This is a genomic window from Pseudomonas sp. UBA4194 (assembly GCF_002379585.1).
GTDB lineage: Bacteria > Pseudomonadota > Gammaproteobacteria > Pseudomonadales > Pseudomonadaceae > Aquipseudomonas.
The window spans coordinates 9,166-33,366 of the sequence record NZ_DFUE01000040.1; the positions used below are offsets into that span (position 1 = coordinate 9,166).

The following is a 24,201-nucleotide window of genomic DNA, read 5'->3' on the forward strand; positions in this document are numbered from 1 at the left end:
GGGCTGGGGTGAGGGGACCACCCACCACCGATCCCCAGCCTAAACCCGATTCTCCTCAGTCACCCGCTGCACCGCCAAACGTCGATAATGCGACGGGGTCATGCCCTTGAGTTGTTGAAAGCGGCGATTGAAGTTGGAGATGTTATTGAAGCCCGACTCGAAACAGACATCGGTCACCGCCTTGTGCCCATCGGCCAGCAGTTCGCAGGACTTGCTGATGCGCAGGCGGTTGACGAACTCGACGAAACAGCGCCCGGTAGCCTGTTTGAAAACGCGGGAAAAGTAGGTGGGCTTCATGCCCAGATAGGCCGCCACCTCTTCGAGCGATATCTCTCGGGCGTAATGAGCGAAGATATAATCCACCGCTCGGTTGGTACGTTCGATGGTGTGTTCGTCGGACAACTGCGACGCCGCCGTGCCTGACAGCAGTTGGTAATCGTCGCAGGCTGCCAGCACTTCCATGAGAATCAGAAAGTGCCCGAGGCGGCTGATGCCGCGGCTGTCGGCGATGCGCTGCATCAAGGCCGAGGCCTGGGCAATGGTGTCGGCGCAGCGGAACTCGATGCCGTAGCGTGAGCGCTCGAGCAACGGCGCCAGACTTTTGAGTTCCGAAAACACCTGATGGGCGCTGTCGAACAGTTCATCGGTGAAGTTCACTAGCATGTCGCGCTTGGGTACGACTTCACCTTCTTCGATCTGGCTGATCCAGTTATGCGGAAGATTGGGGCCGGTGAGGAACAAACTGCCAGGGTTGAAGTTGCCGATGTAATCTCCGACGAATACCTTGCCGGAACTGGCCACCAACAGGTGCAGTTCATATTCCTTGTGAAAGTGCCAGCGCACCAGGGGGCAAGGGAAGCCATGCTGGCGATAGATGATCGACAACCCTTCGTGGTCGTCCATCAGCTCATAGGACGGATCGGTGACTCTCGCTGCTCGGGTCATGCCATGGCTGCTTGTTTTTATTGACCAGTGGGGACTGCCTGAGGCCAGCATAGCGGGCAATCCGATCAACGCCAAGCACGCCGGTATCAGGGCAGGTCGTCCCCCGGGAACGTATCGTCAGGCTCGCGCCAGCGCAACTCGAACGAGTGGGCCCTGGCGTCGCTGCGCAGGGTGGTCAACACATCGGCAGGCAACATCGGCGCCGGGTCGCACTGTTCTGGCGCCTGTTGGCGCACTTGCGAGATCAGCGCTTCTATAACCGCCATCAGCCCGACTCTGGAGGTTGCCAATACCGGGTGGGTAGGCGGTACGAACAGGCTCAGCCGGGCGACGGTCGTCAGCGGTGACGCGGGGCAGTCGGTCAGGCTCAACACACAGGCTTTGCGCGATTTGGCAAACTGCGCCAGGCGGATCGTGTCGCGGGTATAGGCGGGCATGGCGATGGCCAGCAGCACGTCGTGTTCGGTGATGGCCGACAGCCGGTGGGCGGCGCCCTCGATGCCGGCATCCATGGCCACGCTGTGCACGCCTGTGCAGAAGGGGGAGAGAGAGGCGGCCAACAGGCTGGCCAGGTGAAAACTGTTGCCCAGACCCACCACGAACACGGTTCTGGCGCCTGCAATGAGATCAGCCATGGTCCGCAGGGTCTGGGCCTCGTTCATGCGCGCGATGTTATCCAGCTGACTCGTGCTCAACGCCAGTTGCTCGACCAGGCCAAACTGAGTGTCGGGCGACAGCTTGACCCTGTTCTCGATGACATCGGCGAGCGATACCACGGCCAGCAGATTCTCCATCAGTGCCAGACGCAGCCCGGTAAAGCCGTTCAACCCCAGCACGTGGGCCAGGCGGTTGACCGCAGCGGTGGAGGTCTGGGTCGCGGCGGCCAGTTCCTCGATATTGAGGGTGGCACTGCGGTAGGGGCTGGCCTGCAGGAAAGTGGATACTTTCTTCAGCGCCGGCTTGAGTTGCTCGTGGTGACGTCGCAGCGCGCGCATCAGATCGGAATCGTAGACCTTGCCGCCGTTCGTGGCTGTCATCGAAGCTCACCCTGAGAATGACCATTGGAATTATGTGCACGTGTGGGCAGTGTAGATAGGCGCTTACCGATCGCCAGCGCTGCGTTATACCAATTTGCTCTTTGCCTCGATCCACTGCGCCAGATACCGGGTGCTCTTGTGTTGATGATGCCGCAACATGGCGCCGGTGAAGTTATTGGCCCGGTGGGCTGAAAGGTTTTCGCGCAGCGCAGCCAGGCGCTGGGCCAGCGTGCGGGCATGTACCTGGAAGGCGAAACCGGCGCTCAGGCAATCCTGCGCCCGAGCCTGGGCGGCGTGCCATAGCGCATCGTCCTCATGCAGCGCCACGGCGGCTTCGGCCAGCGCCGAGGCACTGATGGCCACCGCGCCGGGCCACTGGCCGTCGCAGCGCATGCCCTCGGCGCCAACCGGAGTGGTGACGCTGGGTGTGCCGCAGATCATGGCGTCAAGCAGCTTGCCCTTGATCCCGGCACCGAAGCGCAGGGGCGCCAGGGCGACCCTGGCCTGACCGATCACCTGCAAGGCATCCGGCGCCCAACCCCGTATATGAAAGCCCTGGGCCGGGTTGTGCAGCGCCGTGGCCTTGGGTGGGGTGTAGGCACCGTATACATGCAACTGGGCACGGGGCAGGCGGGCGCGAATCAGCGGCCATAGCTGCTGTTTGAGCCACAGCACGGCGTCCCAGTTCGGCGCATGGCGGAAGTTGCCGATGCACATGAAATGGCTGCGTTGCGCCAGCGGCAGGGGCTCGGCAACGGGCAGATCGACCATCAGCGGGCAATCGTGCAAAAGCGCTGCGGGTACGGCAAAGCAGTCGGTGAGCAGTTGGGCTTCGAATGGCGAAATGATCAGGCTCAGATCGCACCGGTAGATCGACGCCACCTCTCGTTGCGTGATATCGGTGCCGCTCATGTGCTCGAACAGGCGATGTGGCGGGGTGTGGAACAGCTCCCCGAAATCATCTTCGGTATCACCTTGCTTGAGGCGGGCCTTGAGCAGTTCCTGGCGGGCATCGCGCAAGCTTTGCAGGTCCGAGGTCTCCAGCACTCGAATGGCATTGGGGCAGTGCTGCTCGACCCGCCAGCCGAACTGTTCCTCCATCATGAACCGCTCGAACAGCACAATGTCGGGCTGCAATCGGGTAATGAAGTGGTCAAAGCTTGCGTTGTTCAGCTCGATGGGCTGTTCGGCGATGCCCAGCGCGGCCAGGTCGGCCTTGTGCTCACCCGGCCCGGCGGGGCTGGCGAAGGTGATGGTCCAACCCTGTGCCAGAAAGCTGTGCAGCAATTGCATGATGTGGCCACTGGCGGCCGACGAGGCAGGCTCTGGCCAGACATAACCAATGACCAGAACGTGTACGGGGGGCATGCAGGCGACTCACTCGAAAACGGGGCGCTCATTAGGCCACGTTTCAGGTCGAGGGTGTAGCGCCCTAAGGCGTAGATCAGGCCGGCAGCATGCCCTTGACCTTGTCACGCAGCTGATCGATGGAGAACGGCTTGCCGATCGAAGCCATGCCCGCGGGCACTTCCAGCGACTCGGCATAGCCACTGGCGAACAGCACCGGCAAGGTCGGCCGCAGTTCCCGCGCCTTGGCCGCCAGTTCCTTGCCGTCCATGCCGGGCAGACCCATGTCGGTCATCATCAGATCGATGCTGCGCCCGGCATCTTCGAGGAACACCAATGCGGTGTTGCCGTCCTCGGCCTCCAGAACGGCGAACTCCAGCTCCTCCAGTACGTCGACGATCAGCATGCGGACGATCGCGTCGTCTTCGACGACAAGTATGGTTTCAGTGGCTTGGGACATCGTTCGGATCCTGGTCGCAAAAGGCGTTCAACGGCGTGCTGCCGTTCACTCGCGGGTATCGATAGGGCAAAGGTCAGGGAAGTTCCCCGGCCCGTAATGGGCGCAGCATAAAGCATGGATAGTGGCCAAACCATGCCCAGGCTGTCGGAAAATTCCTCAATGTTGGCTATGGTATGTGAAAAATCCTACAAGGAGACAGGAAAAGTCCGACCTTTTTCGCCGTTTTACGGCAAAATCCCCGGTTTGATCTCGCCATCTGGGTCCATGGACATGAACAAACCCGCTTCGATCGATGAAAAGAGCTTTCGCAAGCTGTTGAGTCGCAACGTCGGCCTGCCACTGGGAGTGGGTGCGCTGAGTGCCGCTGTCTTCATCGGTATCATCGTGTACCTGTTGTCGGTGATCGACTGGGTGGAGCACACCGACCGGGTGATCAACAACGCCAACGAAGCCACCAAGCTCACCATCGACATGGAAACGGGCATGCGCGGCTACCTGCTCTCCGGTGTCGAAAGTTTTCTGGACCCTTATGAGCTGGCCAAGCCACGCCTGAATGCCGAACTACCAGCGTTGCAGGCGTTGGTGGCGGACAACCCGCGCCAGGTTGACCGCCTGACCCGCATCATGGCTCTGGAGAAAGAGTGGATCGACTACGGGCAGACCCTGATCGACCTCAAGCGCTCCAGCGGTGACTATTCCAGCGGCGTTCAGACCGGGCGCGGCAAGCGTCTGACGGACGAAATTCGCAAGGAATACGAAGCCCTGATCGCCATGGAGCAACAGTTGCGGGTCGAGCGCAGCGAGCAGGTCAGCCGCGCCATCTGGACCTCGATCACAGCTTATGTATCGTTCGTGCTGCTGATCAGTGCGGTTCTGGCCTGGCTGGGTCGCCGCGACATCATGCTGTTGTCCAACTCCTATGCCAGCAACCTGTCCGCGCAGCAGCGCGCCTCGCAGCGCCTGCAGGATCAAGCCTGGCTGCGCACCGGCCAGACCCAGCTCGCCGAGGAACTGCTGGGCCAGCAGACCTTGCAGATGCTGGGGCGCAACGTGTTGCACTTCTTTGCCCAGTACCTGGGCACCGTGGTGGCGGCGGTGTACATCCGCGAGGAGCATGGCAATTTGCGCCGGATAGCGTCCTACGGTTTCTCGCGGGAACGCGAAGGCCAGGCCCAGGTGTTGATCGCCGGGGAAGGCATCCCGGGGCAAGCGGTTCAGCGCAAGCACGTGGTAAGGCTCGACGACGTGCCCGCCGACTACCTGCGCCTGAGCTCCGGCCTGGGGGAGGGCGCCGCTCGCAGTGCATTGATAATCCCCACCAGCAATGACGACAAGATCAATGCCGTGGTGGAACTGGGTTTCCTGCGACCGCTGACCGAGCGCGATCTGGAACTGGTGGAGTTGCTGTCGGACAACATCGGTACGGCCATCGAGGCCGCCCTGTATCGCCAGCGCCTCCAGGAAGTGCTGGCCGAGACCCAGCAGCTCAACGAAGAACTGCAGGTGCAGCAGGAAGAACTCAAGACCGCCAACGAAGAACTCGAAGAGCAGTCGCGCGTGCTCAAGGAATCCCAGGCCCATCTGGAAACCCAGCAGGCGGAGCTGGAACAGACCAACGAACAGTTGGCCGAGCGCACCGATGCATTGGCCGAACAGCGCGATGCGCTGGATCGCAAGAACCTGGAACTCAACCAGGCGCAGGTACAACTCGAAGAGCGCGCCGATGAGCTGCAGCGTTCCAGCAAGTACAAGTCCGAGTTCCTGGCCAACATGTCCCACGAGCTGCGTACACCGCTCAACAGCTCGTTGATTCTGGCCAAGCTGCTGGCCGAAAACGCTCAGGAGAACCTCACGGGTGATCAGGTGAAGTTCGCCGAGTCGATCTATTCCGCCGGCAACGACCTGCTCAACCTGATCAACGACATCCTCGATATTTCCAAGGTCGAGGCCGGCAAGCTGGATGTTCGACCCGAGAACAGCAGCGTGCCGCGCTTGGTCGACAGCCTGCGCATGACCTTCGAACCCCTGGCTGCCGACAAGCAACTGGAGTTCACCGCGCAGATTCTCGCGGACACGCCAGCCATGCTCTATACCGACCGCCAGCGCGTGGAGCAGATTCTCAAGAACCTGCTGGCCAACGCCCTGAAGTTTACCGAGCACGGCACCGTCGAGCTGATCGTGATGCCTCAGCCGAACGAAGGGGTTGCCTTTCAGATTCGTGACACCGGTATTGGCATTGCCGCCGAACAACAGCAGGCGATCTTCGAGGCGTTTCGCCAGGCCGATGGCACCACCAACCGCCGCTACGGCGGCACCGGGCTCGGCTTGTCGATTTCCCGCGACCTGGCCAAGTTGCTGGGCGGCTACATCACCGTCAGCAGCGATCTGGGCAAGGGCAGTACGTTCACTCTGGTGTTGCCGGAGCGCTACGCCGAAACCATCGAGGCGCCCAAGCATGCGCCGGCGCCCATGGTCATCGCTCGCGAGCCGGTGGCGCCCGCTCCCGTACAAGCCCAGCCGCCCATGGCGGTGGCGCGATTTGCCGACGACCGTGACAAAGGACCATTCACCCGCCGCTGCATTCTGGTGGTCGAAGACGAGCCGAACTTTGCGCGGATTCTCTACGATCTGGCCCATGAGCTGGACTACCACTGCCTGGTCGCCCACGGTGCCGATGAGGGCTTCGACCTGGCGTCCACCTTCGTGCCCGATGCCATTCTGCTGGACATGCGCCTGCCCGACCATTCCGGCCTTACCGTGTTGCAACGCCTGAAAGAGCTGGCCACTACCCGGCACATTCCCGTGCACGTGATTTCCGTGGAAGACCGCGTCGAGGCAGCCATGCACATGGGCGCCATCGGCTACGCCGTCAAGCCAACCACCCGCGACGAACTCAAGGATGTGTTCGGCCGCCTGGAAGCCAAGCTGACGCAGAAACTCAAGCGGATCCTGCTGGTGGAAGACGACGACCTGCAGCGTGAAAGCATCTCCTTGCTGATCGGCGACGACGACATCGAAATCACGGCGGTAGGTTTCGCCCAGGAAGCGCTGGACCTGCTGCGCGACAATGTCTACGACTGCATGATCATCGATCTGAAATTACCGGACATGCTCGGCGGCGATCTGCTCAAGCGCATGTCCACCGAAGAGATTCGATCGTTCCCGCCGGTGATCGTCTATACCGGGCGCAACCTGACCCGCGACGAAGAAGCGGAGCTGCTCAAGTACTCGCGCTCGATCATCATCAAGGGCGCGCGCTCCCCGGAAAGACTGCTCGATGAGGTGACGCTGTTTCTGCACAAAGTCGAATCGCAGCTGTCCCATGAACGGCAGAAGATGCTCAAGACCGCACGCAGCCGCGACAAGGTCTTCGAGGGGCGCAAGATCCTGGTGGTCGATGACGACGTGCGCAACATCTTTGCCTTGACCAGCGCCCTGGAACACAAGGGCGCTATCGTTGAAATCGGCCGCAATGGCCGCGAGGCGATCGAGAAGCTGAATCAGGTCGAGGACATCGATCTGGTGTTGATGGACGTGATGATGCCGGAAATGGACGGCTACGAGGCAACCCGCGAAATCCGCAAGGACCCGCGCTGGCGCAAGCTGCCGATCATCGCGGTGACGGCCAAGGCCATGAAGGATGACCAGGAGCGCTGCCTGCAGGCCGGCTCCAACGACTACCTGGCCAAGCCCATCGACCTGGATCGGTTGTTCTCCCTGATTCGCGTCTGGTTGCCCCAACTGGAGCGCATCTAGTGAGTGAACCTTTGGCCGGGCAGACCCCCCGGCCGTTTGCCGAACGCAACATCGACATCGAAATCCGGCTGCTGATCGAGGCGATCTACCTCACCTACAGCTACGATTTTCGTGACTACAGCGGCGCTTCGATCAAGCGCCGCATCCTCCACGCCCTGCGCCAGATGGAGTGCGCCACCGTGTCTGCGCTGCAGGCGCGGGTGCTGCATGAACCCACGGCGTTCATGGAACTGCTGCAGTACCTCACCATCCCGGTGAGCGAGATGTTCCGGGACCCGGAACACTTCCTGGCGATCCGCCGCGAAGTGGTGCCGCTGCTGCGCACCTATCCATCGCTGAAGATCTGGATCGCGGGCTGCAGCACAGGTGAGGAGGTGTACTCCATGGCCATCCTGCTGCGCGAGGAAGGCTTGCTGGAACGCACCATCATCTACGCCACGGACATCAACCCCACCTCGTTGGAGAAAGCCAAGCAAGGCATCTACTCCATGGAGAGCGTGCGCCTCTATACCCAGAACTATCAGCGCGCCGGCGGTACCCGGCCGTTTGCCGACTATTATACGGCGGCCTATGGCAACGCCATTTTCGACAGCAGCCTGCGCGACAACGTGACCTTCGCCGACCATAGCCTGGCCACCGACAGCGTGTTCTCCGAGACCCAACTGGTGTCGTGCCGCAATGTGCTGATCTATTTCAACAAGGGCTTGCAGGATCGCGCCTTCGGCCTGTTCCACGAGTCGTTGTGCCACCGCGGCTTCCTGGTGCTGGGCAGCAAGGAAACCGTCGATTTCTCTGCCTACAGTGGCCGGTTCGATAGCCTGACCCGACCCGAACGGATCTACCGCAAGTCATGAGTCGCTATCAAGCGGTGGTGGTCGGCGCTTCGGCAGGGGGCGTCGAAGCGTTGTTGTCCGTGTACGGTCAGCTGCCCGCCAGCTTCAGCCTGCCGGTTATCACCGTGTTGCACCTGCCGGACGAGCGCCACAGCCAACTGGCCGAGGTGTTCGAGCGGCGCCTGCAACGACCGGTGCGCCAGGCCCGGGACAAGGAGGACATCGAGCCAGGCATGTTCTACTTCGCCGGCCCCAGTTATCACTTGTCGGTGGAGCGGGACCACAGTCTGTCGCTGAGCCAGGAGGACCGAGTGCACTACTCGCGCCCGGCCATCGATTTTCTGTTCGGCTCCGCCGCCGACGCCTATGGCAGCCGGCTGATCGGTGTGCTGCTCACCGGCGCCAATGAAGATGGCGCCAGAGGTTTGGCCAGTATCAAAGAAAAAGGTGGCTTGACCATCGTCCAGGACCCCGCCGAAGCGCGGGTGGCGGTCATGCCGCAGGCGGCTATCCGCCTGCATCGGCCTGACCATATCCTTTCACTTCACGGCATAGGCTCTTTGCTTGCCGAGCTGGAACGAAGCACATGCTAAGCAACGTCCAAGCAAAACTGCTGATCGTCGATGACCTGCCGGAAAACCTGCTGGCGCTGGAGGCGTTGATCGCCAGCCCGGACCGTGCGGTGTACAAGGCGTTGTCGGCCGATGAAGCGCTGTCGCTGCTGTTGCAACATGAATTTGCCATGGCCATCCTCGACGTGCAGATGCCCGGCATGAACGGTTTCGAGTTGGCCGAGCTGATGCGCAGCACCGAGAAGACCAAGAACATTCCCATCGTCTTCGTCAGTGCCGCGGGGCGCGAGTTGAATTACGCGTTCAAAGGCTATGAGAGTGGCGCGGTGGACTTCCTGCACAAACCGCTGGACATGCAGGCGGTGAAGAGCAAGGTCAGTGTGTTCGTCGACCTGTACCGCCAGCGTAAAACCCTCAAGGAACAGCTCGAGGCACTGGAGCGTGCGCGCCAGGAGCAGGAAGTGCTGGTCAAGCGCCTGCAGGTGACGCAAGGCGAACTGGAGCACGCAGTGCGCATGCGCGACGATTTCATGTCCATTGTCTCCCACGAGGTGCGTACGCCGCTCAATGGGCTGATTTTGGAAACCCAGTTGCGCAAGCTGCACCTGTCTCGGGACAATGCCGACGCCTTCACCCTGGACAAGATGCGCGCCATGGTCGATCGCGACGAGCGGCAGATCAAAAGCCTGATCCGGCTGATCGAGGACATGCTGGATGTGTCGCGGATTCGGACCGGCAAGTTGTCCATTCGTCCGGGGCAATTCGATCTGGCGCAGTTGGTGCGCAACCTGGTGGACAGTTTCGCCCCGCAAGTACAGGCGGCCGATTGCAGCATCAGCCTGCGAGCGGACGAAGCGGTCACGGGCAACTGGGACGAATTCCGCATCGAGCAGGTGGTCAGCAACCTGATCTCCAACGCCTTGCGCTACGGTGGCAAGGGGCCGGTGGAGGTAGCGGTGTATGCGCGCAACGGTTGGGGCATGGTGGAGGTGCGCGATCATGGCATCGGCATCAGCAAGGAGAACCAGACGCGGATCTTTCAGCAGTTCGAGCGGGTTTCCGGTAGCCACGTGGTGGCGGGGCTGGGCCTGGGGTTGTTCATTAGCGAGCAGATCGTCGCCGCCCACGGCGGGCGGATCGAAGTGGACAGCGCGTTGGGCGACGGGGCGCTGTTTCGCGTCTGCCTGCCCTTGTAGCAATTACTCACTCTTTGCACGCAACCTCTACCGCCGGCCACGGTCGTATTGGCAGCGAGACACACAGCACATAGGCTTCCCATGAGTTCAGATGCACAAGATGTTGTCCTTATCGTCGAGGACGAACCGTTGATCTTGATGGTTCTGGCGGACTATTTGTCCGGGCTGGGCTACAAGGTTTTGAAAGCCGAGAATGGCGAGCAGGCGTTCGAGATCCTGGCAACCAAGCCACATCTGGATCTCATGGTTACTGACTTCCGCTTGCCGGGCGGTATTTCCGGGGTACAGATCGCTGAACCAGCGGTGATGCTGCGGCCTGAATTGAAGGTGATCTTCATCAGCGGCTACCCGCAGGAAATCCACGACACCGACAGCCCGATCACCCGCAAGGCACCTATTCTGGCCAAGCCTTTCGACCTGGATACGCTGCACGAGCAGATTGAGAGCCTGTTGGCATGACAACCTGAGCCGGCCGCAATCCCTACCACCTCCCGCCCCCATAGGAGCGGGCCCCCCCCCCACTGTGGGAGCGGGCTCTGCCCGCGATGACGTCCGAACCGGCAATGCATGATCTGAATTGTGCAGAGGGCGCACCGGCCCCTTCGCGGGCAAGCCCGCTTCTACAGGGCGTCGGCGTTATCGCGCTGCTGGCAGCGCCATTCCTTTGGGCCAGAGCATCCACACCTGGCCTTCCTGTTTCATGTTGCCCGCGAGTTCCCCTGCGGCATCGCCGGTGCCCCAGAACAGGTCGGCCCGCACCTCCCCAGCAATGGCGCCGCCGGTGTCCTGGGCCGCAACCGGGCGCACTACCGGGCTGCCATCAGGTCGCGTGGTGGACAGCCAAAGCAGGCTGCCCAGCGGAATCACCTTGCGGTCGATCGCGACGCTGTAGCCGGCAGTGAGCGGCACGTTCAACGACCCGCGAGGGCCTTCGTTGCTGTCCGGACGCAGGCTGAAAAATACAAAGCTCGGGTTGCTGGCCAGCAGTTCCGGCACGCGTTGCGGATTGGCCGTGGCCCAGTCGCGAATACGGCCCATGCTGACTTCCTCTTTTTTCAGCAGGCCTTGTTCCACCAGCCAGCGACCCACCGGTTTATAGGGGTGACCGTTCTGGTCGGCATAACCAATGCGCAGTTGCCGGCCGCTGTCCAGTTGCAGCCGGCCCGATCCCTGGATCTGCAGGAACTGCAAGTCCATGGGGTCACGCATCCAGGCGACTACCGGTGCGTTCAGGCCATTGCGCTGGATGGTGCCGGCGTCGTCATAGGGACGTAGCACCTGACCGTCGAGGCGGCCGCGAAGACGTTTGCCCTTGAGTTCGGGATACAGGCTGTCCAACTGCACACTGATCAGGTCGGGCGGCACCCCATAGATCGGCACCGGATGCTGGGCATCGGCCTGCAGGCTGCCGGCGTAGACCGGTTCGTAGTAGCCGGTGATAAGGCCGTGCTCGCCTTTTTCGGCCGAGCGCAGGCTGAAGACATCGAGCTGTTGCTTGAGGAAATCGCGGATGGCGGCAGGGGTGGGCTGTACCGGTTGTGCGGCAGCGCAGGTGGGGCCCCAGACGGCGTCTTTGGCCAACCGTTGACAGGCTGAGCGCCAGGCGTTGAAACCGGCTTGCAGGTCGGCGTCGCTGACTGCAGGCAATTGTTCCCAGGTGGCGGGGGCATAGGTGGCGACGGGTTTGGGCGCTTCGGGAGGTGCCTTGGAGCCGCCATCGCAGCCGGCCAACAGGGCGAACAGGGGCGCGGCGCACAAGAACAGGCGGCGCCAGGGCAAACGGAATTCAGTCACGCATAGCATCCAGGTGGGCAGATAGAGCCGGATACTTTGGTTAAAGTAGCGGCTCAGGTCAAATGCGCTGGTGGTTTTTCGGCGGGGGTTTGGAAGGTGTGTTGGCAGTGCTGGCGTCATCGCGGGCAGAGCCCGCTCCCACAGGAGAGCTGCGTCGTCTGCGCATCCAGCATCCTGCACAGATTTCCTGTGGGAGCGGGTTCTACCAGATGGGCAGATAGAGCCGGATACTTTGGTTAAAGTAGCGGCTCAGGTCAAATGCGCTGGTGGTTTTCGGCGGGGTTGGGAAGGTGTGTTGGCAGTGCTGGCGCCATCGCGGGTAGAACCCGCTCCCACAGGAGAGCCGCGTCGTCTGCGCATCCAGCATCCTGCACATATTTCCTGTGGGAGCGGGCTCTGCCCGCGATGGCGCCAGCCCGGTCAGCCCATCTCTCAGCTGTAGCTGGCGATCCGGCACACCTGCGCCTGTTCCCGGTTCAGGTTCCACTCGCGGTTCAGGGTCTGGAACACATTGCTGACGAACTGCCGATCCGCTGCGGCTTTCTTGCCGACGTAACCCTTGCCGCGACGGTACACCGGCATGCGGGCCCGCAGGTTGGGGTGGCGGCGCTCGAACTCTTCGCCATCGGCATCGTTGGCCAGGGCATCGATGTGCACGTCGCCGCGTTCGCAGACCCAGAGGATATGGTCGTCCAGGGTGTCCTTGCCGGTGGCCAGCAAGCCGGCGAGTTGGTCTACAGTAGGTTGTTCGTTCAAGTTCATGATTAAGCTCCTTGAGCACTCATTGATCTGTCAGGTTGTCAGCTTGAACACGGCACCCGCAGGGGGATGACGTGCTATCCGTCGAGTTCAGTTCTGGCCCGAGCTTGATGTGTGTAGCGTTGATGAAGGCCTGCTACAAGCATGGGTTCGGCGAGGGGAGGGGAGCCAAGGCATGGACGCCACAGGCTGCGGCGGTTGGCCACAAGCATCATGAGGACGTCAAGCCAGCGTTCCCCGTCCGGGCCGGACGTTTGCTGGGTCAGCTTCATCAATCTGCCTTGTGGGCAGCGTACATCAAGAACGGCTCGACGGCTTGTCGAGCCCGCTCAGCCTACTGTTGCCGTACTCCCGATCGGGGAGACGCCTGCACTATGCAAGGACAAAATGCCTGCGTCAATGGTTATGTAGTGGAAAAATAGCTGCACTACATATTTCCCATTCTGACCGACCAGTCACCCTGAAGTCCCGCCGGAGGCCTGATCCAGACCGCCATGCCCTTGATGTCGCTGGCAAAGCTTGATTGTTCAACCCAGGTTCTATATTCATGTTCCCCTTTCGATTGGCAAGACATCCCGCTACGGCGGAGCATCTTCGCAGCCCCCCAGACAACCCGTGGAGCGGTATGGAGTTCAAGCAGAGCCTGAGCCGGCGGATCATCATCGTGTTTGCCTTGATGAGCGCCTTCGTGGCCGGCGTCTTCGCCATCGGCATCGTGGCCACCGTGCATGTGGTGGAGCGCCGCCTGACTACCATGAGCCTAGGCGGCAACCTGCACCGGTTGCTGCTGGTGGATAACGCTGATGACTGGCGTCACCGCCCTGAGAAGGACGAACTGTTCTACATCGATGGCGGCGATGGCGACCTGAGCATGCCCGATGAGCTCAAGACACTACCCATCGGTTTTCAGGAGCTGACCCTGGGGCCGCGCACCTACTTCGCCATGGTGGCCCAGGTGGACGGTCGCCAATACGTGCTGTTGCGCGACCAGGAAGGCATGGAGCAGCGCGCCCACGTGCTGTTCATCGTCGTGGGCGCCGGCTTTCTGCTCAGCATCGCGTTAGCCATCATGCTCGGCGGCCTGCTGGCACGTCGGGTGATGGCGCCGGTGATCCGCCTGGCACGCCAGGTGCGTCATCGCGACAAGATGCTCGGCCTGGCGCCGCCTTTGTCTCCCGACTACGCCGCCGATGAGGTGGGCGAGCTGGCTCGCTCGTTCGACGAAACCCTGAGCAAGCTACGCGCCGCGCTCAATCGCGAGCAGATGTTCACCAGCGATGTGAGCCACGAATTGCGCACGCCGCTGATGATCCTCGCCAGCTCCTGCGACCTGCTGATTGCCAGCGAGCTGGATGAGCGCTCCCGGCGTCAGGTCACCCGTATCGCCCGCGCCACCGACGGCATGAGCCAACTGGTGGAAACCTTTCTGCTGCTGGCCCGCGATCGCGAGTCGGCGGGGCGTGGCAGCAGCAGCGCCACGCTGCGCAAGACAGCGGACGAGCTGGTCGACATCTGGGCGCGACAGATCGAGGCCAAAGGCCTGCAATTCGTCTACGTGCCGAACAATGATTCACCGGTGCTGTATAACCAGGCGTTCCTGCACTCGGTGATGGGCAACTTGTTGCGCAACGCCTGGCACTACACCGACGACGGCTTCGTCAGCCTGACCCTGACGCCAACAGGATTTTTCGTCGAGGACAGCGGCATCGGCATTCCCGAAGAAAAACGTAACGCCATGTTCCAGCCCTTCGTGCGTGGCGACGAGCAGCGCGGCGAAGGCCTTGGGCTGGGCCTTTCGCTGGTACAAAGGATCTGCGTGAACCAGGGATGGAGCGTCAGCCTCACCAGCCGCGAGCCTCACGGCTGCCGCTTTACCGTGGAACTGGCCACGGCCGCAGAGCGCTAAGGCAGCGCGCCAGCATGACGTTTTAATGAACCTTGAGACTTTTCTGCGGTCTTTCAGCTGGCGGCTTGAACCGACGGCATGCCGGGCAATAAGCCCTTCGGGAGATTTCAAGGTTCTCCCTTTCGCAAGTAGTAGCCACCCGTAGCGGTAGTAGCGATCAGCCCTTCGGTACAGGCTCAGCCTGAGTGGACACTCTGCGTCCTTTTTTATCATGGCCCGGTCATCGGGGCCTTTTTCCTATTCATGTGAAGATCGCCATGCCCTTATCCCATCATTTTTCTTCCTTTTTTCATGGCTCACGTGGCGTGGCCACGGGTGTCTTCGCCGGCGTCATCATCGCCGTTACTCCGGTTGCCCAAGCCGAAGAAAGCACTGGCGCGCGTTGGGTCAGTGACAATCTCAGCACCTACGTTCGCAGTGGGCCAACCGATGGTTACCGCATCGTCGGCACGTTGAAGTCCGGGCAGAAGGTCGAACTGCTGTCTACCCAAGGCGACTACAGCCAGGTGCGCGGCGAAGGCGGCTCCAATGTCTGGATCCCCACCAGTGACTTGCAGGAAACACCTGGTCCCGCTGAGCATGTGCCCCAGCTGACCCAGCAAGTGACCGACCTGAGCGGTAAGCTGCAGACCATCGACGACAGCTGGAAAAGCCGCGTGCAGGGCATGCAGGAAACCCTGGATTCGCGCAAGGCATTGATCGATGAACTGGAAGCACGCAGCAAAGCCTTGAGCGCCGAGCTCAGCGATGCCCAGTCCGAACTGCGCACCACCCAGGCCCGCCTGGGAGACGAGAACAAACAGGTATTGATGCGCTACATGGTGTATGGCGGCAGCATCGCCGGCGCCGGCTTGCTGGCAGGGCTGATCCTGCCCGCCATGACCCGTGGGCGTAAACGCAACGATCGCTGGTTTTGACCCCCGCGGCGTGAAGCCCCGGTAAGCGATTGCAGGTTTCAGAGGCGGCCATTATGATTGCAAATATTTCCCATTTGCATCATGGCCTCATTCTCTCTGGAACCTGCCGTGTTCTCGACTTCCGCGCCCCACGCCCCTGTGCAACATCTGTACTTGAGTCATTCGAGCTGGCTGCTGGGCTTTCTGTATCGACGCCTGGGTAACCGGGTGGATGCCGACGATCTGTTGCACGACACGTTCGTCAGGGTCATGGGCCGACCGGCTCTTTTCGATTGTGCGCTGCGCGAGCGTTCCTACCTGGCCACCATCGCCCGTGGCTTGTGCGTCGACCATTGGCGCCGCCGGCAGCTGGAACAAGCCTGGCTGCACAGCCTGGCCTTGCAGCCCGAAGCGGCGCAGCCGTCCCCCGAACATCGCCATCTGATTCTGGAAACCTTGCACGAGGTGGACGGGTTGCTCGCCCGTCTGCCGGGCAAGGTACGCGAAGCGTTTCTGCTGGCACAACTGGACGGCATGCCGTATCGCGTGATCGGCGCCCAGTTGGGTGTCAGCGAGCGCATGGTAAAGAAGTACATGGCCCAGGCGCTGCTGCACTGTGCTTTGCTGGAGGCAGAACTCGACGGTCTGCTGGTGCGCTGAGCCATGTCAGTCAGCCCGGACGCCTTCAGCTCCAGCCGAACCAGCCCAGACACGCTCAGTCACACCAGCCTGCAACAAGCCGCGCAATGGTATGTGCTGCTCGCCGATGAACAGTGCGCACCGCAGGCGCGGGACAAATGGCAACGTTGGCATGCTCGTTGTGACGAAAACCGTGCCGCCTGGCAGTACGTGCAGCGTGTGGGCCAGCGTTTCGCACCGCTGCGAGAGGAGGGTGGTCACGCCGCCGCGGCGCTGCGGGAAACCGGCGCACGCATCAGCCGTCGCCAGGGCCTCAAGACCTTGTTGCTGTTGGGGGCCGGCTCAATGGCCGGCTGGGGCGGCTGGAGGACCGTCCAGGACGCTGGCTGGACCGCGGACCTGTCCACCGCAACCGGTGAAATCCGCGAAACCCTGCTTGCCGATGGCAGCCACCTATGGCTCGCTCCACGCACGGCGGTGGACACGTATTTCGACGATCGGCAGCGGCACCTGCGGCTGCGCTTTGGTGAAGTGCTGATCGAAACCGCCAGCGATCCCCGTCGTGCCTTCACGGTTCAGACCCAGAGCGGTCTGTTGCAGGCCTTGGGGACCCGCTTCGCCGTCAAGCAGGCGGGTAACGCCACACGCTTGAACGTGTATCAGGGCGCCGTGCAGGTGCGTACCGCTGTCAGCGGCGAACAGCGAGTGATCAGTGCAGGCCAGCGTGTCGACTTCGACGCGCTGCGGATCGGTGCCACGGGGCCGGCGCAGACTGCCGGGCAGTCGTGGGTCCGTGCGGTGCTGACGGCAGAAGGCATGCCCCTGGGTGAATTGATCGAAGAGCTCGGACGTTATCGGGCGGGGCACCTGGGCGTACACCCGGACGTCGTGGGCCTGACCGTCATGGGTACTTTCCCGCTGGATCGCAGCGATCAGGCGCTGGACCTGTTGCAGGCGGCGCTTCCGGTTCGGATACGGCGACTGACGTCCTGGTGGGTCACTGTCGAACCCGCCTGAAACGTGCCTTTCTTAGCCTGAAAAAAAATGGTGCGTGGCGGTTCCCCTTTTTCGGTCTCGTTCGGTTTAACCCTCAGCGACCTCATCACAACCCCTCGCCTCGAGCCCGACACTATGCCTTCGCCTCTGCGTTCTTCGTTTCGCCTGGCCGTTACCGCGCCGCTTTCGCTGTTTGCCCTGGCCCCGTTGGTGCTGCCCATGCAGTGTGCCCACGCCGAGCAGGTAACGGCGCAGCCCTATTTCGATATCGCGCCGGGACCGTTGAGCGGCGCGCTCAATCAGTTCAGTAGCCAGGCAGGCGTGTATGTAGTGGGCGACAATGGCCTGGCCTCGGCGAAAGCCAGCAGCGGGCTCAAAGGCCGTTACGACGTCGGCCAGGCGTTGTCACGCTTGCTTCAGGGCACTGGGTTGCGGGCCATCGCGCAGGACAGCAACGGCTTCGTCCTGCAACCGGCGCCGGTAGGCGACGCCCTGCAATTGGACGCCACTTCGATTGTGGGTGCCGGGGCGCTGGCGGCCAATGGTCAGGCGGATACGGGCTACCGGGCAGTGCAAAGCAATACAGCGAGCAAGATCGGCGCCGCCCTGGCCGATACGCCACGTTCGGTGTCGGTGGTCACTCGCCAGCGCATGGACGACCAGCAGTCCCAGACCCTGACCGAAGTGCTCGGCTATGTGCCTGGCATCTTTGCGCCGCCGTTTGCCGCCGGTGACGGTCAGGCCGGCGATCTGTTCTTCGTGCGCGGCTTCAATGCCACCGACTATGGCTACGGGCTGTTGCGTGATGGCTTGCGCGTCCAGGGCAACCGCTACGACAGCACCAGCGAACCCTACGGGCTGGAGCGCGTCGAGGTATTCCGCGGCCCTACCTCGATTCTCTATGGAGAGAACGCACCGGGTGGCGTGGTCAACCTGGTCAGCAAGCGGCCCACTGCCGAGCCTCGGGGCGAGGTGCAGTTCAGCTATGGTTCGCACAATCGCCGGCAATTGGGGGTGGACGTGTCCGGGCCGTTGACCGAGGAGGGCAATGTGCTTGGCCGCCTGGTGCTGTTGGGACGCAACGCCGATACCCAGGTCGACCATCAGCCCGACGACCGTCTCTATGCCGCCCCGTCCCTGACTTTGAACTTCGACGAGGACACCAGCCTGACCCTGCTTTCCACCTATCAACGCGACCGCACCTTGATGGAGCTCGGTTACCCCGCTGCGGGCACTCTGCTGCGCAACCCCAACGGCAAGATCGACAAGGACACGCTGTTGGGCGACCCCGACTGGGACAATTTCGAACGTGAGGCCTGGACCCTGGGCTACGAGTTTTCCCACCGCTTCAACGACACCTGGCAGTTCCGGCAGAATTCGCGCTACACGCAGTCGCGCATCGACCGCAAGGAAATCTGGCCAAGCAATTTGAACAATGGCGGGTACGGCACCACGGTCACCAACACGGCTTATGACCGCTACAACAAGTCCATTGCCTATTCGCTGGACAACCAGTTGCAGGCCGACTTCGCCACGGGCTCGTTCGAACACACCTGGCTAGTGGGCGCGAGCCTGGATCGGACCTCCTTCAATCAAGACTGGAACGCAGGCTCGGGCGGCACCACCAATGCGTTCAACCCGGTGTGGGTTCGCCACCCGACCACGCCACTGCGCGTACAGGATGCATTGCTGGAGCAGACCATGTACGGGGTCTATAGCCAGTTGCAGACCAAGGTCGACAACTGGGTGATGCTGCTGGGCGGGCGCCTGGATCGGGTCAACAGCCAGTACCGCAACCGCCCCGGAACACTCAATGCTGCCGCCGACCTCGACTACTGGGACAGCCAGTTCACGTGGCAGGCCGGTTTGATGTATCAATTCGACAACGGCTTGTCGCCCTACATCAGCTACTCCACGGCGTACTCGCCGACACAGCAGGTGTCGTCACTCAGCGGCCCCCTGGAACCTACTACCAGCGAGCAGTATGAGCTGGGTCTCAAGTACGAACCTGAAGGCTGGAACACCTCCATGACCGCCTCGGTCTACGACCTGCGCAAGAAGGACGATTCGCTGTACGACAGCGTAGTGGGCGATTACCGGCAGATCGGCAGAAGCCGCGCCAAGGGGGTGGAGCTGGAGCTCAACAGCGACGTTACGGAAAATATCAATGTCACTGCGGCGTACACCTACACCGACTCCCGAATCACCCAGGATGCGCCCGGTTCGCTGCTCGAGGATCACCAGATGACGGGGGTGCCGCGCAACCAGGCGTCGGTGTGGGGCAACTATCGCTTCCTCGATGGCAACCTCCAGGGCTTGCGCCTCAGCGCCGGGGTGCGCCATTTCGACAGCACGTTCGCCTACACACCAGCCAGTCTGTACGGCAAGCTCGACAGTGGCGATGTGACTCTGGTCGACGCTGCCATCGGCTACACCCTGGACGCGCACTGGTCGGCGGAAGTGAACGCGCGAAATCTGCTCGACAAGGAATACGTTTCGGGCTGCAACAACGCTGGCCGCTGTTACTGGGGCGAGGAGCGCACCGTGCTGGGCACGGTCTCCTACCGCTGGTAATCACTCTCAGCGTGAGCGGCAGGCCAGAGCGGGGCAGTGGGTGTCAGCCGTGGGGCATGAACAGCTCGCGGCGGGCACCTTCGGTGATGGCGACGATGCCAGGGTGCTTGACCTTGCGCTCCACCGAGATGGCGTAGAACGACTCGGTGACCGCTTCGGTCTGGCCGATCAACTGCACCTGGTATTGAGCCATCACCTCATCGGCAATGACGCTGGGGGCAATGAAAATGCCGCTGCCCGATTGACCGAATGCCTGCATCAAGGCGCTGTCATCGAACTCGCCGACGATGCGCGGCAGCACCTGCTGTTCACCGAACCAGCGCATCAGACGACTGCGCACCACGGTTTCCTGACCCGGTATCAACAGTGGCGCGCCGTGCAGGCACTGCGGGAACGCCCCGCGATGTTCGGCCACCAGTTTGGCCGTGGCGAAGAAGCTGATGCCGCATTCCCCCAGTTTCTGGCTATAGCCCTTGATGTCCAAGTGGCTGGGCATGGGGCTGTCCGAAATCACCAGATCCAGGCGCTGGATCGCCAAGTCGGCCAATAACCGCTCGAGTTTGTCTTCCCGGCAGGTGATGCGCAGCGGCTCGGCGAGCTCCATGGTGGGCGCGATCAGCCGGTAGACGATGGACTTGGGCACCACGTCTGCAACGCCTACCCTGAACAGAATCTGCTGCTCGTTGGGCTGGGCGCGGAGCATGGCTTCCAGCTCACCGCCGAGCTGGAACATCTGTTCGGCGTAGGGCAGGGCCTGGCGGCCGGCCTCGGTCAGCTCCAACTGGCGGCCGACGCGGCGGAACAGGTCCACACCGAACGTTTCTTCCAGCAATGTGATCTGACCACTGATGGTCTGCGGTGTCAGGTTCAGTTGCTCGCAGGCCCGCACGATGCTGCCGGTCTTGGCCACGACCCAGAAATAGTGCAATTGACGGTAGTTAAGCATGGGGAACGACACTTCGTTAAAACCGAAGTATAGCTGGTAAAAATACGAATTTTACAGAGGTGTCGAACTCTCTAGAATCCGTCGCTGTCAATAGGCCAGCTGGTGCAGGCCACACTACTCAACGCCACAGGAATGATTCATGGAATATTTACTGGAACTGGCTTCAAGCCCGACTGCCTGGGTGGCGCTGATTACCCTGGTCGTCATGGAAATCGTGTTGGGTATCGACAATCTGATCTTCATCTCCATTCTGACCAACAAGCTGCCCAAGGAAATTCAGGCGAAGGCGCGCCGCATTGGTATCAGCATGGCGCTGATCCTGCGTCTGGGCCTGCTGAGCACCGTGGCCTACATCGTGCAGTTGACCGAGCCGGTCTTCCAGATCCTCGACCACTGGTTCTCGTGGAAAGACGTGATTCTGATTGCCGGTGGTCTGTTCCTGCTGTGGAAAGCCACCAAGGAAATCCACCACAGCGTCGACCCGACCGAGCAGGAAGAGGCGAAGCTGGGCGATAAGGTCAGCCTGAGCTTTGCGTCGGCCATCGGCCAGATTCTGGTGCTGGACCTGGTGTTCTCCATCGACAGTATCATCACCGCAGTGGGCATGACCGAGCACCTGCCGATCATGATCATCGCTGTAGTGAGTGCCGTGATCGTGATGTTGGTGGCGGCCGAGCCGCTGGCCAAGTTCATCAACGACAACCCGACTGTGGTGATGCTGGCCCTGGGCTTCCTGATCATGATCGGCATGACGCTGATCGCTGAAGGCTTCGGCGCTCATGTGCCTAAGGGCTACATCTACGCGGCGATGGCGTTCTCGGCGGTGATCGAAGGGCTGAACATGATGTCGCGCAGGGCCAAGCAGCGAAAGATTGCTGAGCAGCGCGAGGTCTGAGCACGCTTGAGCCAGTGATGGGCAGCAAAAAGAAGGGGCGGCGTCCGTTGGGCGCCGCCCCTTCCTTGCATTCATGCCCCGGTTGTCAATGGACGGTGGTAGGGCGTTCGATCGGTTTCTCGGCCTCAAGGCGAGGCGGGTGATGCTGGTGGCGACGGGCGATGCGCAGCACGCCCCAGAGCATGGCGGCGGCGACCGCAAGCCAGGCGGTGACCAGCATGAAGATAATCAGTGCAAGGCTCATCAGTGCCTCCCAGTGCTTTCGCATCTTCCTGTTCTCCCTATAGCTGACAGTGTAGCCAAGGCCCTGTTGCAGCCTGTTGACCGAAGGTCACTGGCTTGGGTCGATTGGCGATAGCCAGGCGCGGATTTCATGGTCAGCCGGTATACCTGAGACCGGCGGCGGCCTATGATCGGGACCCATGTCGGGCGGCAGATGCCTGACCCTTCCAACGTGGGCGGAACCAGGGAATATGATGCTGTCGGGATTGATCGCGTTGCCAAGAAGATTACTGTTTGTTGTCAGCCTGGCCGGTGTACTTGCCGGGTGCAGCAGTGTGGGGCCGGCGTTGCCCGGCCTGCCTGATCGGGTGGAGCTCAATGGCATGCCGTTCTTTCGTGGCAACGCCAACCACAGTGGCGCCATGGCCCTGGCCAGCACGCTATCGGAGCGCGGCGTGCGCATCACCCCCGGTTTGCTCGACCCGGCCTTGAAGCTGCCCACCGAGGCGGACAATTTGCACAACAGCATTCCCCGGGTGGCCCGCGAGTACGGCATGGTCGTGTATCCACTGGACGCACAGCTCAACGCATTGCTGGCGCAGGTGGCGGCCGGCAATCCGGTGCTGCTGCGCTATACCGAAGGCTCGGTGCTCTGGTCCGAACCTCGATATGCCTTGCTGGTGGGCTATGACCGCTTCAAACAGCAGGTGCTGTTGCGCGCCGGGATGAGCCGACGTTTGCCGATGGCTTTCGACAGTTTCACCTCGGCATGGAAAAGCGCGGGCAGCTGGGCCGTGCTGGTGCAGGGCCCGGAACAGTTGCCGGCACAGGTGGATCGGCAGCGGTGGCTGGACGCGGCACGAGAGACGGCGAGGGCGGGACAGGAACAGGCGGCGGCGAAGGCGGTGAGGGCGGTTGGCGGGTAGGGCAATGGGTTTCTGGCGCTTGCTCCACCCGCTCGCCAAGCGAACACCGCAAAAAACTCAGCTTTTCATAGAGTTAGCGCTTAAAAAAAGGTTGACAGCCATACCTGATTCCGTAGAATGCCGCCTCACAGCAGGCACGTAGCTCAGTTGGTTAGAGCACCACCTTGACATGGTGGGGGTCGTTGGTTCGAGTCCAATCGCGCCTACCAAACAAAATCCGCTCTGCTGGGCGGTCTGAAAGGGCGATCCGAAAGGGTCGCCCTTTTTGCGTTCAGGCACCGCCTTGCCGAGAAAGCTTTTCCACCAGGATTGCCACTTGCGCCACGCTGTGTTGCAGGCCTTCAAGCAGCTCATGAGTGTCCGAGCCGGTGCCATGGTGCATCAGCCACCGCGTCAGGTCTTCCAGCGCGCCGTCCAATGCCTGCTGGCTCTGCTTGAGCCGCATCAGGTGCAACGCCAACACGTTCTGCTCGAGCATTGTCGCCTTCCCCCATGCTGTTCAGAGCAGACTAACAGTCAGCGGGCACGGGCTGGAATGTTTGCGAATTGGCCCGAACGTTCAAATGATCTTATTGGATTCGCGACGAACGGTAGATCTTCTTCCAGCCCCCGTGGGTAGGGTCTTGGGTCGTTCGTGAAGTTGGCAAACTGGCGAAGCGCCTTCATCCGTTCGCCGGAACGCGGTTTGCAAACCTTTGAACAGCCTCTATAAAACCGGTCGTTATTGCCCATCGTGCTGATCGTACGATTTGAATCTCCGTTTTAGAATAAGGCCGTGCAATGATTGATCTAGCTGTCTGGAATCTCAGTATCCCGGTGGGTTCGCCCCCCAAGACCATCGAAACGCCGCAACTGAAGAGTGGTTACAAGGACAAGTATTTCGATTCCGGCTCGGGTTCACTGTTTTTCTGGGCGCCGGTAACCGGCTCCAAAACCGCCAACGCCAAGTATCCGCGCACTGAACTAAGGGAAACCTTCAAGGATGGGGAGCTGCGCAACTGGAAGTACCCGGAGGCGGACAACAGCCTCAAGGCGACGCTGCTGGTGTCCAAGGTGCCATCGAGCGGCAAGATCGTGATCGGCCAGATCCATGCCTATGAGAGCACCAAACCGATGCTCAAGCTTGAATATCAGTACAGCGATTCCAGCAAGGCTGGGAATATCGTGGCCAAGTTGCGCAAGACGCCGGGTAGTTCCGAAGGCAAGTCGATCATCATTGCCAAGAATGTACCGCTCAATGTCAAGTTCAAGTACGAAATACACCTGAGCAAGAGCGGCGCCCTGGGCATAAGCGCCCGCGATCAGAACCTCACCACTAAAGTGGGGTCGAGCTGGAAGAACAAGTTGTTGTATTTCAAGGCGGGGGTGTATACCCAGGATAATACGGGTTACACGTCGGAAGGCGGGCGGGTTACGTTTTATGCATTGAAGGTCCGGCACGCTGGGTGATATGGCGTGTAGGGTTGGGATTGTGGGTGTGAGTGCGGGCCCCTTCGCGGCTG

Annotated in this window: 22 protein-coding genes and 1 tRNA gene; 14 read left to right on the forward strand and 9 right to left on the reverse strand. The window is 61.4% G+C overall.

Translation table 11 applies throughout. From position 1 onward, the window contains the following. Positions 1 to 39: 39 nt before the first annotated feature. The 4 genes from B3397_RS10460 to B3397_RS10475 form a co-directional block, all read right to left on the reverse strand. Positions 40 to 945 carry an AraC family transcriptional regulator gene (locus B3397_RS10460; RefSeq protein WP_296249750.1) on the reverse strand — a complete coding sequence of 302 codons (906 nt, stop codon included), beginning with the start codon at positions 943 to 945 and terminating at the stop codon, positions 40 to 42. Between the two features lie 86 nt (positions 946 to 1,031). Then, positions 1,032 to 1,982, reverse strand: a complete 951-nt coding sequence (locus B3397_RS10465; RefSeq protein ID WP_296249752.1) for a MurR/RpiR family transcriptional regulator — start codon at positions 1,980 to 1,982, stop codon at positions 1,032 to 1,034. Positions 1,983 to 2,066: 84 nt separating this feature from the next. Further along, the gene (locus B3397_RS10470) at positions 2,067 to 3,350 is read right to left on the reverse strand and encodes a glycosyltransferase (RefSeq protein ID WP_296249753.1); all 1,284 of its coding nucleotides are present in this window, start codon (positions 3,348 to 3,350) and stop codon (positions 2,067 to 2,069) included. Positions 3,351 to 3,426: 76 nt separating this feature from the next. Then, entirely contained in the window at positions 3,427 to 3,789 is a 363-nt protein-coding gene (locus B3397_RS10475; RefSeq protein WP_296249755.1) for a response regulator, read from the reverse strand. Between the two features lie 270 nt (positions 3,790 to 4,059). Between B3397_RS10475 and B3397_RS10480 the strand changes: the two genes are divergently transcribed. From B3397_RS10480 to B3397_RS10500, 5 genes are all read left to right on the forward strand, one after another. Then, positions 4,060 to 7,545 carry a response regulator gene (locus B3397_RS10480; protein WP_296249757.1) on the forward strand — a complete coding sequence of 1,162 codons (3,486 nt, stop codon included), beginning with the start codon at positions 4,060 to 4,062 and terminating at the stop codon, positions 7,543 to 7,545. Further along, positions 7,545 to 8,399 (forward strand): CheR family methyltransferase, encoded by an 855-nt coding sequence (locus tag B3397_RS10485; protein WP_296249758.1) that lies wholly within the window; start codon positions 7,545 to 7,547, stop codon positions 8,397 to 8,399. The genes B3397_RS10480 and B3397_RS10485 overlap by 1 nt, the downstream gene beginning before the upstream one ends. After that, on the forward strand, positions 8,396 to 8,971 hold the full coding sequence (locus B3397_RS10490; RefSeq protein WP_296249761.1) for a chemotaxis protein CheB: 576 nt from the start codon (positions 8,396 to 8,398) through the stop codon (positions 8,969 to 8,971). Before B3397_RS10485 ends, B3397_RS10490 begins: the two co-directional genes overlap by 4 nt. Beyond that, positions 8,965 to 10,146, forward strand: coding sequence for a hybrid sensor histidine kinase/response regulator (locus tag B3397_RS10495; protein ID WP_296249762.1), 1,182 nt, complete (start codon positions 8,965 to 8,967; stop codon positions 10,144 to 10,146). Before B3397_RS10490 ends, B3397_RS10495 begins: the two co-directional genes overlap by 7 nt. Positions 10,147 to 10,227: 81 nt before the next feature. After that, positions 10,228 to 10,605 (forward strand): response regulator, encoded by a 378-nt coding sequence (locus B3397_RS10500; protein ID WP_296249763.1) that lies wholly within the window; start codon positions 10,228 to 10,230, stop codon positions 10,603 to 10,605. Between the two features lie 177 nt (positions 10,606 to 10,782). Here B3397_RS10500 and B3397_RS10505 read toward each other — a convergent pair whose 3' ends face one another. Together B3397_RS10505 and B3397_RS10510 are read right to left on the reverse strand one after the other, a co-directional pair. Next, complete coding sequence (locus B3397_RS10505) at positions 10,783 to 11,940, reverse strand: murein transglycosylase A (RefSeq protein ID WP_296249765.1); 1,158 nt, start codon at positions 11,938 to 11,940, stop codon at positions 10,783 to 10,785. Positions 11,941 to 12,372: 432 nt separating this feature from the next. Continuing rightward, positions 12,373 to 12,702 carry a hypothetical protein gene (locus tag B3397_RS10510; RefSeq protein WP_296249767.1) on the reverse strand — a complete coding sequence of 110 codons (330 nt, stop codon included), beginning with the start codon at positions 12,700 to 12,702 and terminating at the stop codon, positions 12,373 to 12,375. A gap of 622 nt (positions 12,703 to 13,324) precedes the next feature. On the opposite strand from B3397_RS10510, the gene B3397_RS10515 reads away from it, so the two are divergent. From B3397_RS10515 to B3397_RS10535, 5 genes are all read left to right on the forward strand, one after another. Further along, positions 13,325 to 14,605: a sensor histidine kinase gene (locus tag B3397_RS10515; protein ID WP_296249768.1), complete on the forward strand. Its 1,281-nt coding sequence runs from the start codon at positions 13,325 to 13,327 to the stop codon at positions 14,603 to 14,605. Positions 14,606 to 14,862: 257 nt separating this feature from the next. After that, the gene (locus B3397_RS10520; RefSeq protein ID WP_296249771.1) at positions 14,863 to 15,522 is read left to right on the forward strand and encodes a TIGR04211 family SH3 domain-containing protein; all 660 of its coding nucleotides are present in this window, start codon (positions 14,863 to 14,865) and stop codon (positions 15,520 to 15,522) included. Between the two features lie 81 nt (positions 15,523 to 15,603). Beyond that, a complete protein-coding gene (locus B3397_RS10525) occupies positions 15,604 to 16,161 on the forward strand; it encodes a sigma-70 family RNA polymerase sigma factor (protein WP_414704370.1) in 558 nt (185 codons plus the stop codon). 3 nt (positions 16,162 to 16,164) lie between these two features. Next, positions 16,165 to 17,157, forward strand: coding sequence for a FecR domain-containing protein (locus B3397_RS10530; RefSeq protein WP_296249775.1), 993 nt, complete (start codon positions 16,165 to 16,167; stop codon positions 17,155 to 17,157). Positions 17,158 to 17,271: 114 nt separating this feature from the next. Then, positions 17,272 to 19,710, forward strand: coding sequence for a TonB-dependent siderophore receptor (locus B3397_RS10535; protein ID WP_296249776.1), 2,439 nt, complete (start codon positions 17,272 to 17,274; stop codon positions 19,708 to 19,710). Between the two features lie 43 nt (positions 19,711 to 19,753). Here the strand turns inward: B3397_RS10535 and nhaR are convergent, their stop codons facing one another. Further along, positions 19,754 to 20,656: a transcriptional activator NhaR gene (nhaR, locus tag B3397_RS10540; RefSeq protein WP_296249778.1), complete on the reverse strand. Its 903-nt coding sequence runs from the start codon at positions 20,654 to 20,656 to the stop codon at positions 19,754 to 19,756. 139 nt (positions 20,657 to 20,795) lie between these two features. Between nhaR and B3397_RS10545 the strand changes: the two genes are divergently transcribed. Beyond that, positions 20,796 to 21,551 carry a TerC family protein gene (locus tag B3397_RS10545; protein WP_296249780.1) on the forward strand — a complete coding sequence of 252 codons (756 nt, stop codon included), beginning with the start codon at positions 20,796 to 20,798 and terminating at the stop codon, positions 21,549 to 21,551. Positions 21,552 to 21,636: 85 nt separating this feature from the next. Here B3397_RS10545 and B3397_RS10550 read toward each other — a convergent pair whose 3' ends face one another. Beyond that, positions 21,637 to 21,795 (reverse strand): hypothetical protein, encoded by a 159-nt coding sequence (locus B3397_RS10550; protein ID WP_296249782.1) that lies wholly within the window; start codon positions 21,793 to 21,795, stop codon positions 21,637 to 21,639. 178 nt (positions 21,796 to 21,973) lie between these two features. Between B3397_RS10550 and B3397_RS10555 the strand changes: the two genes are divergently transcribed. Next, a complete protein-coding gene (locus tag B3397_RS10555; protein ID WP_414704371.1) occupies positions 21,974 to 22,699 on the forward strand; it encodes a peptidase C39 family protein in 726 nt (241 codons plus the stop codon). Between the two features lie 132 nt (positions 22,700 to 22,831). After that, positions 22,832 to 22,908: transfer RNA gene (locus B3397_RS10560), tRNA-Val, on the forward strand. A 62-nt stretch (positions 22,909 to 22,970) separates the two neighbouring features. On the opposite strand, the gene B3397_RS10565 is transcribed toward B3397_RS10560, so the two are convergent. Next, positions 22,971 to 23,177, reverse strand: a complete 207-nt coding sequence (locus B3397_RS10565; protein ID WP_296249785.1) for a hypothetical protein — start codon at positions 23,175 to 23,177, stop codon at positions 22,971 to 22,973. A 302-nt stretch (positions 23,178 to 23,479) separates the two neighbouring features. Between B3397_RS10565 and B3397_RS10570 the strand changes: the two genes are divergently transcribed. Next, positions 23,480 to 24,148 (forward strand): polysaccharide lyase family 7 protein, encoded by a 669-nt coding sequence (locus B3397_RS10570; RefSeq protein WP_296249787.1) that lies wholly within the window; start codon positions 23,480 to 23,482, stop codon positions 24,146 to 24,148. Positions 24,149 to 24,201 lie beyond the last annotated feature (53 nt).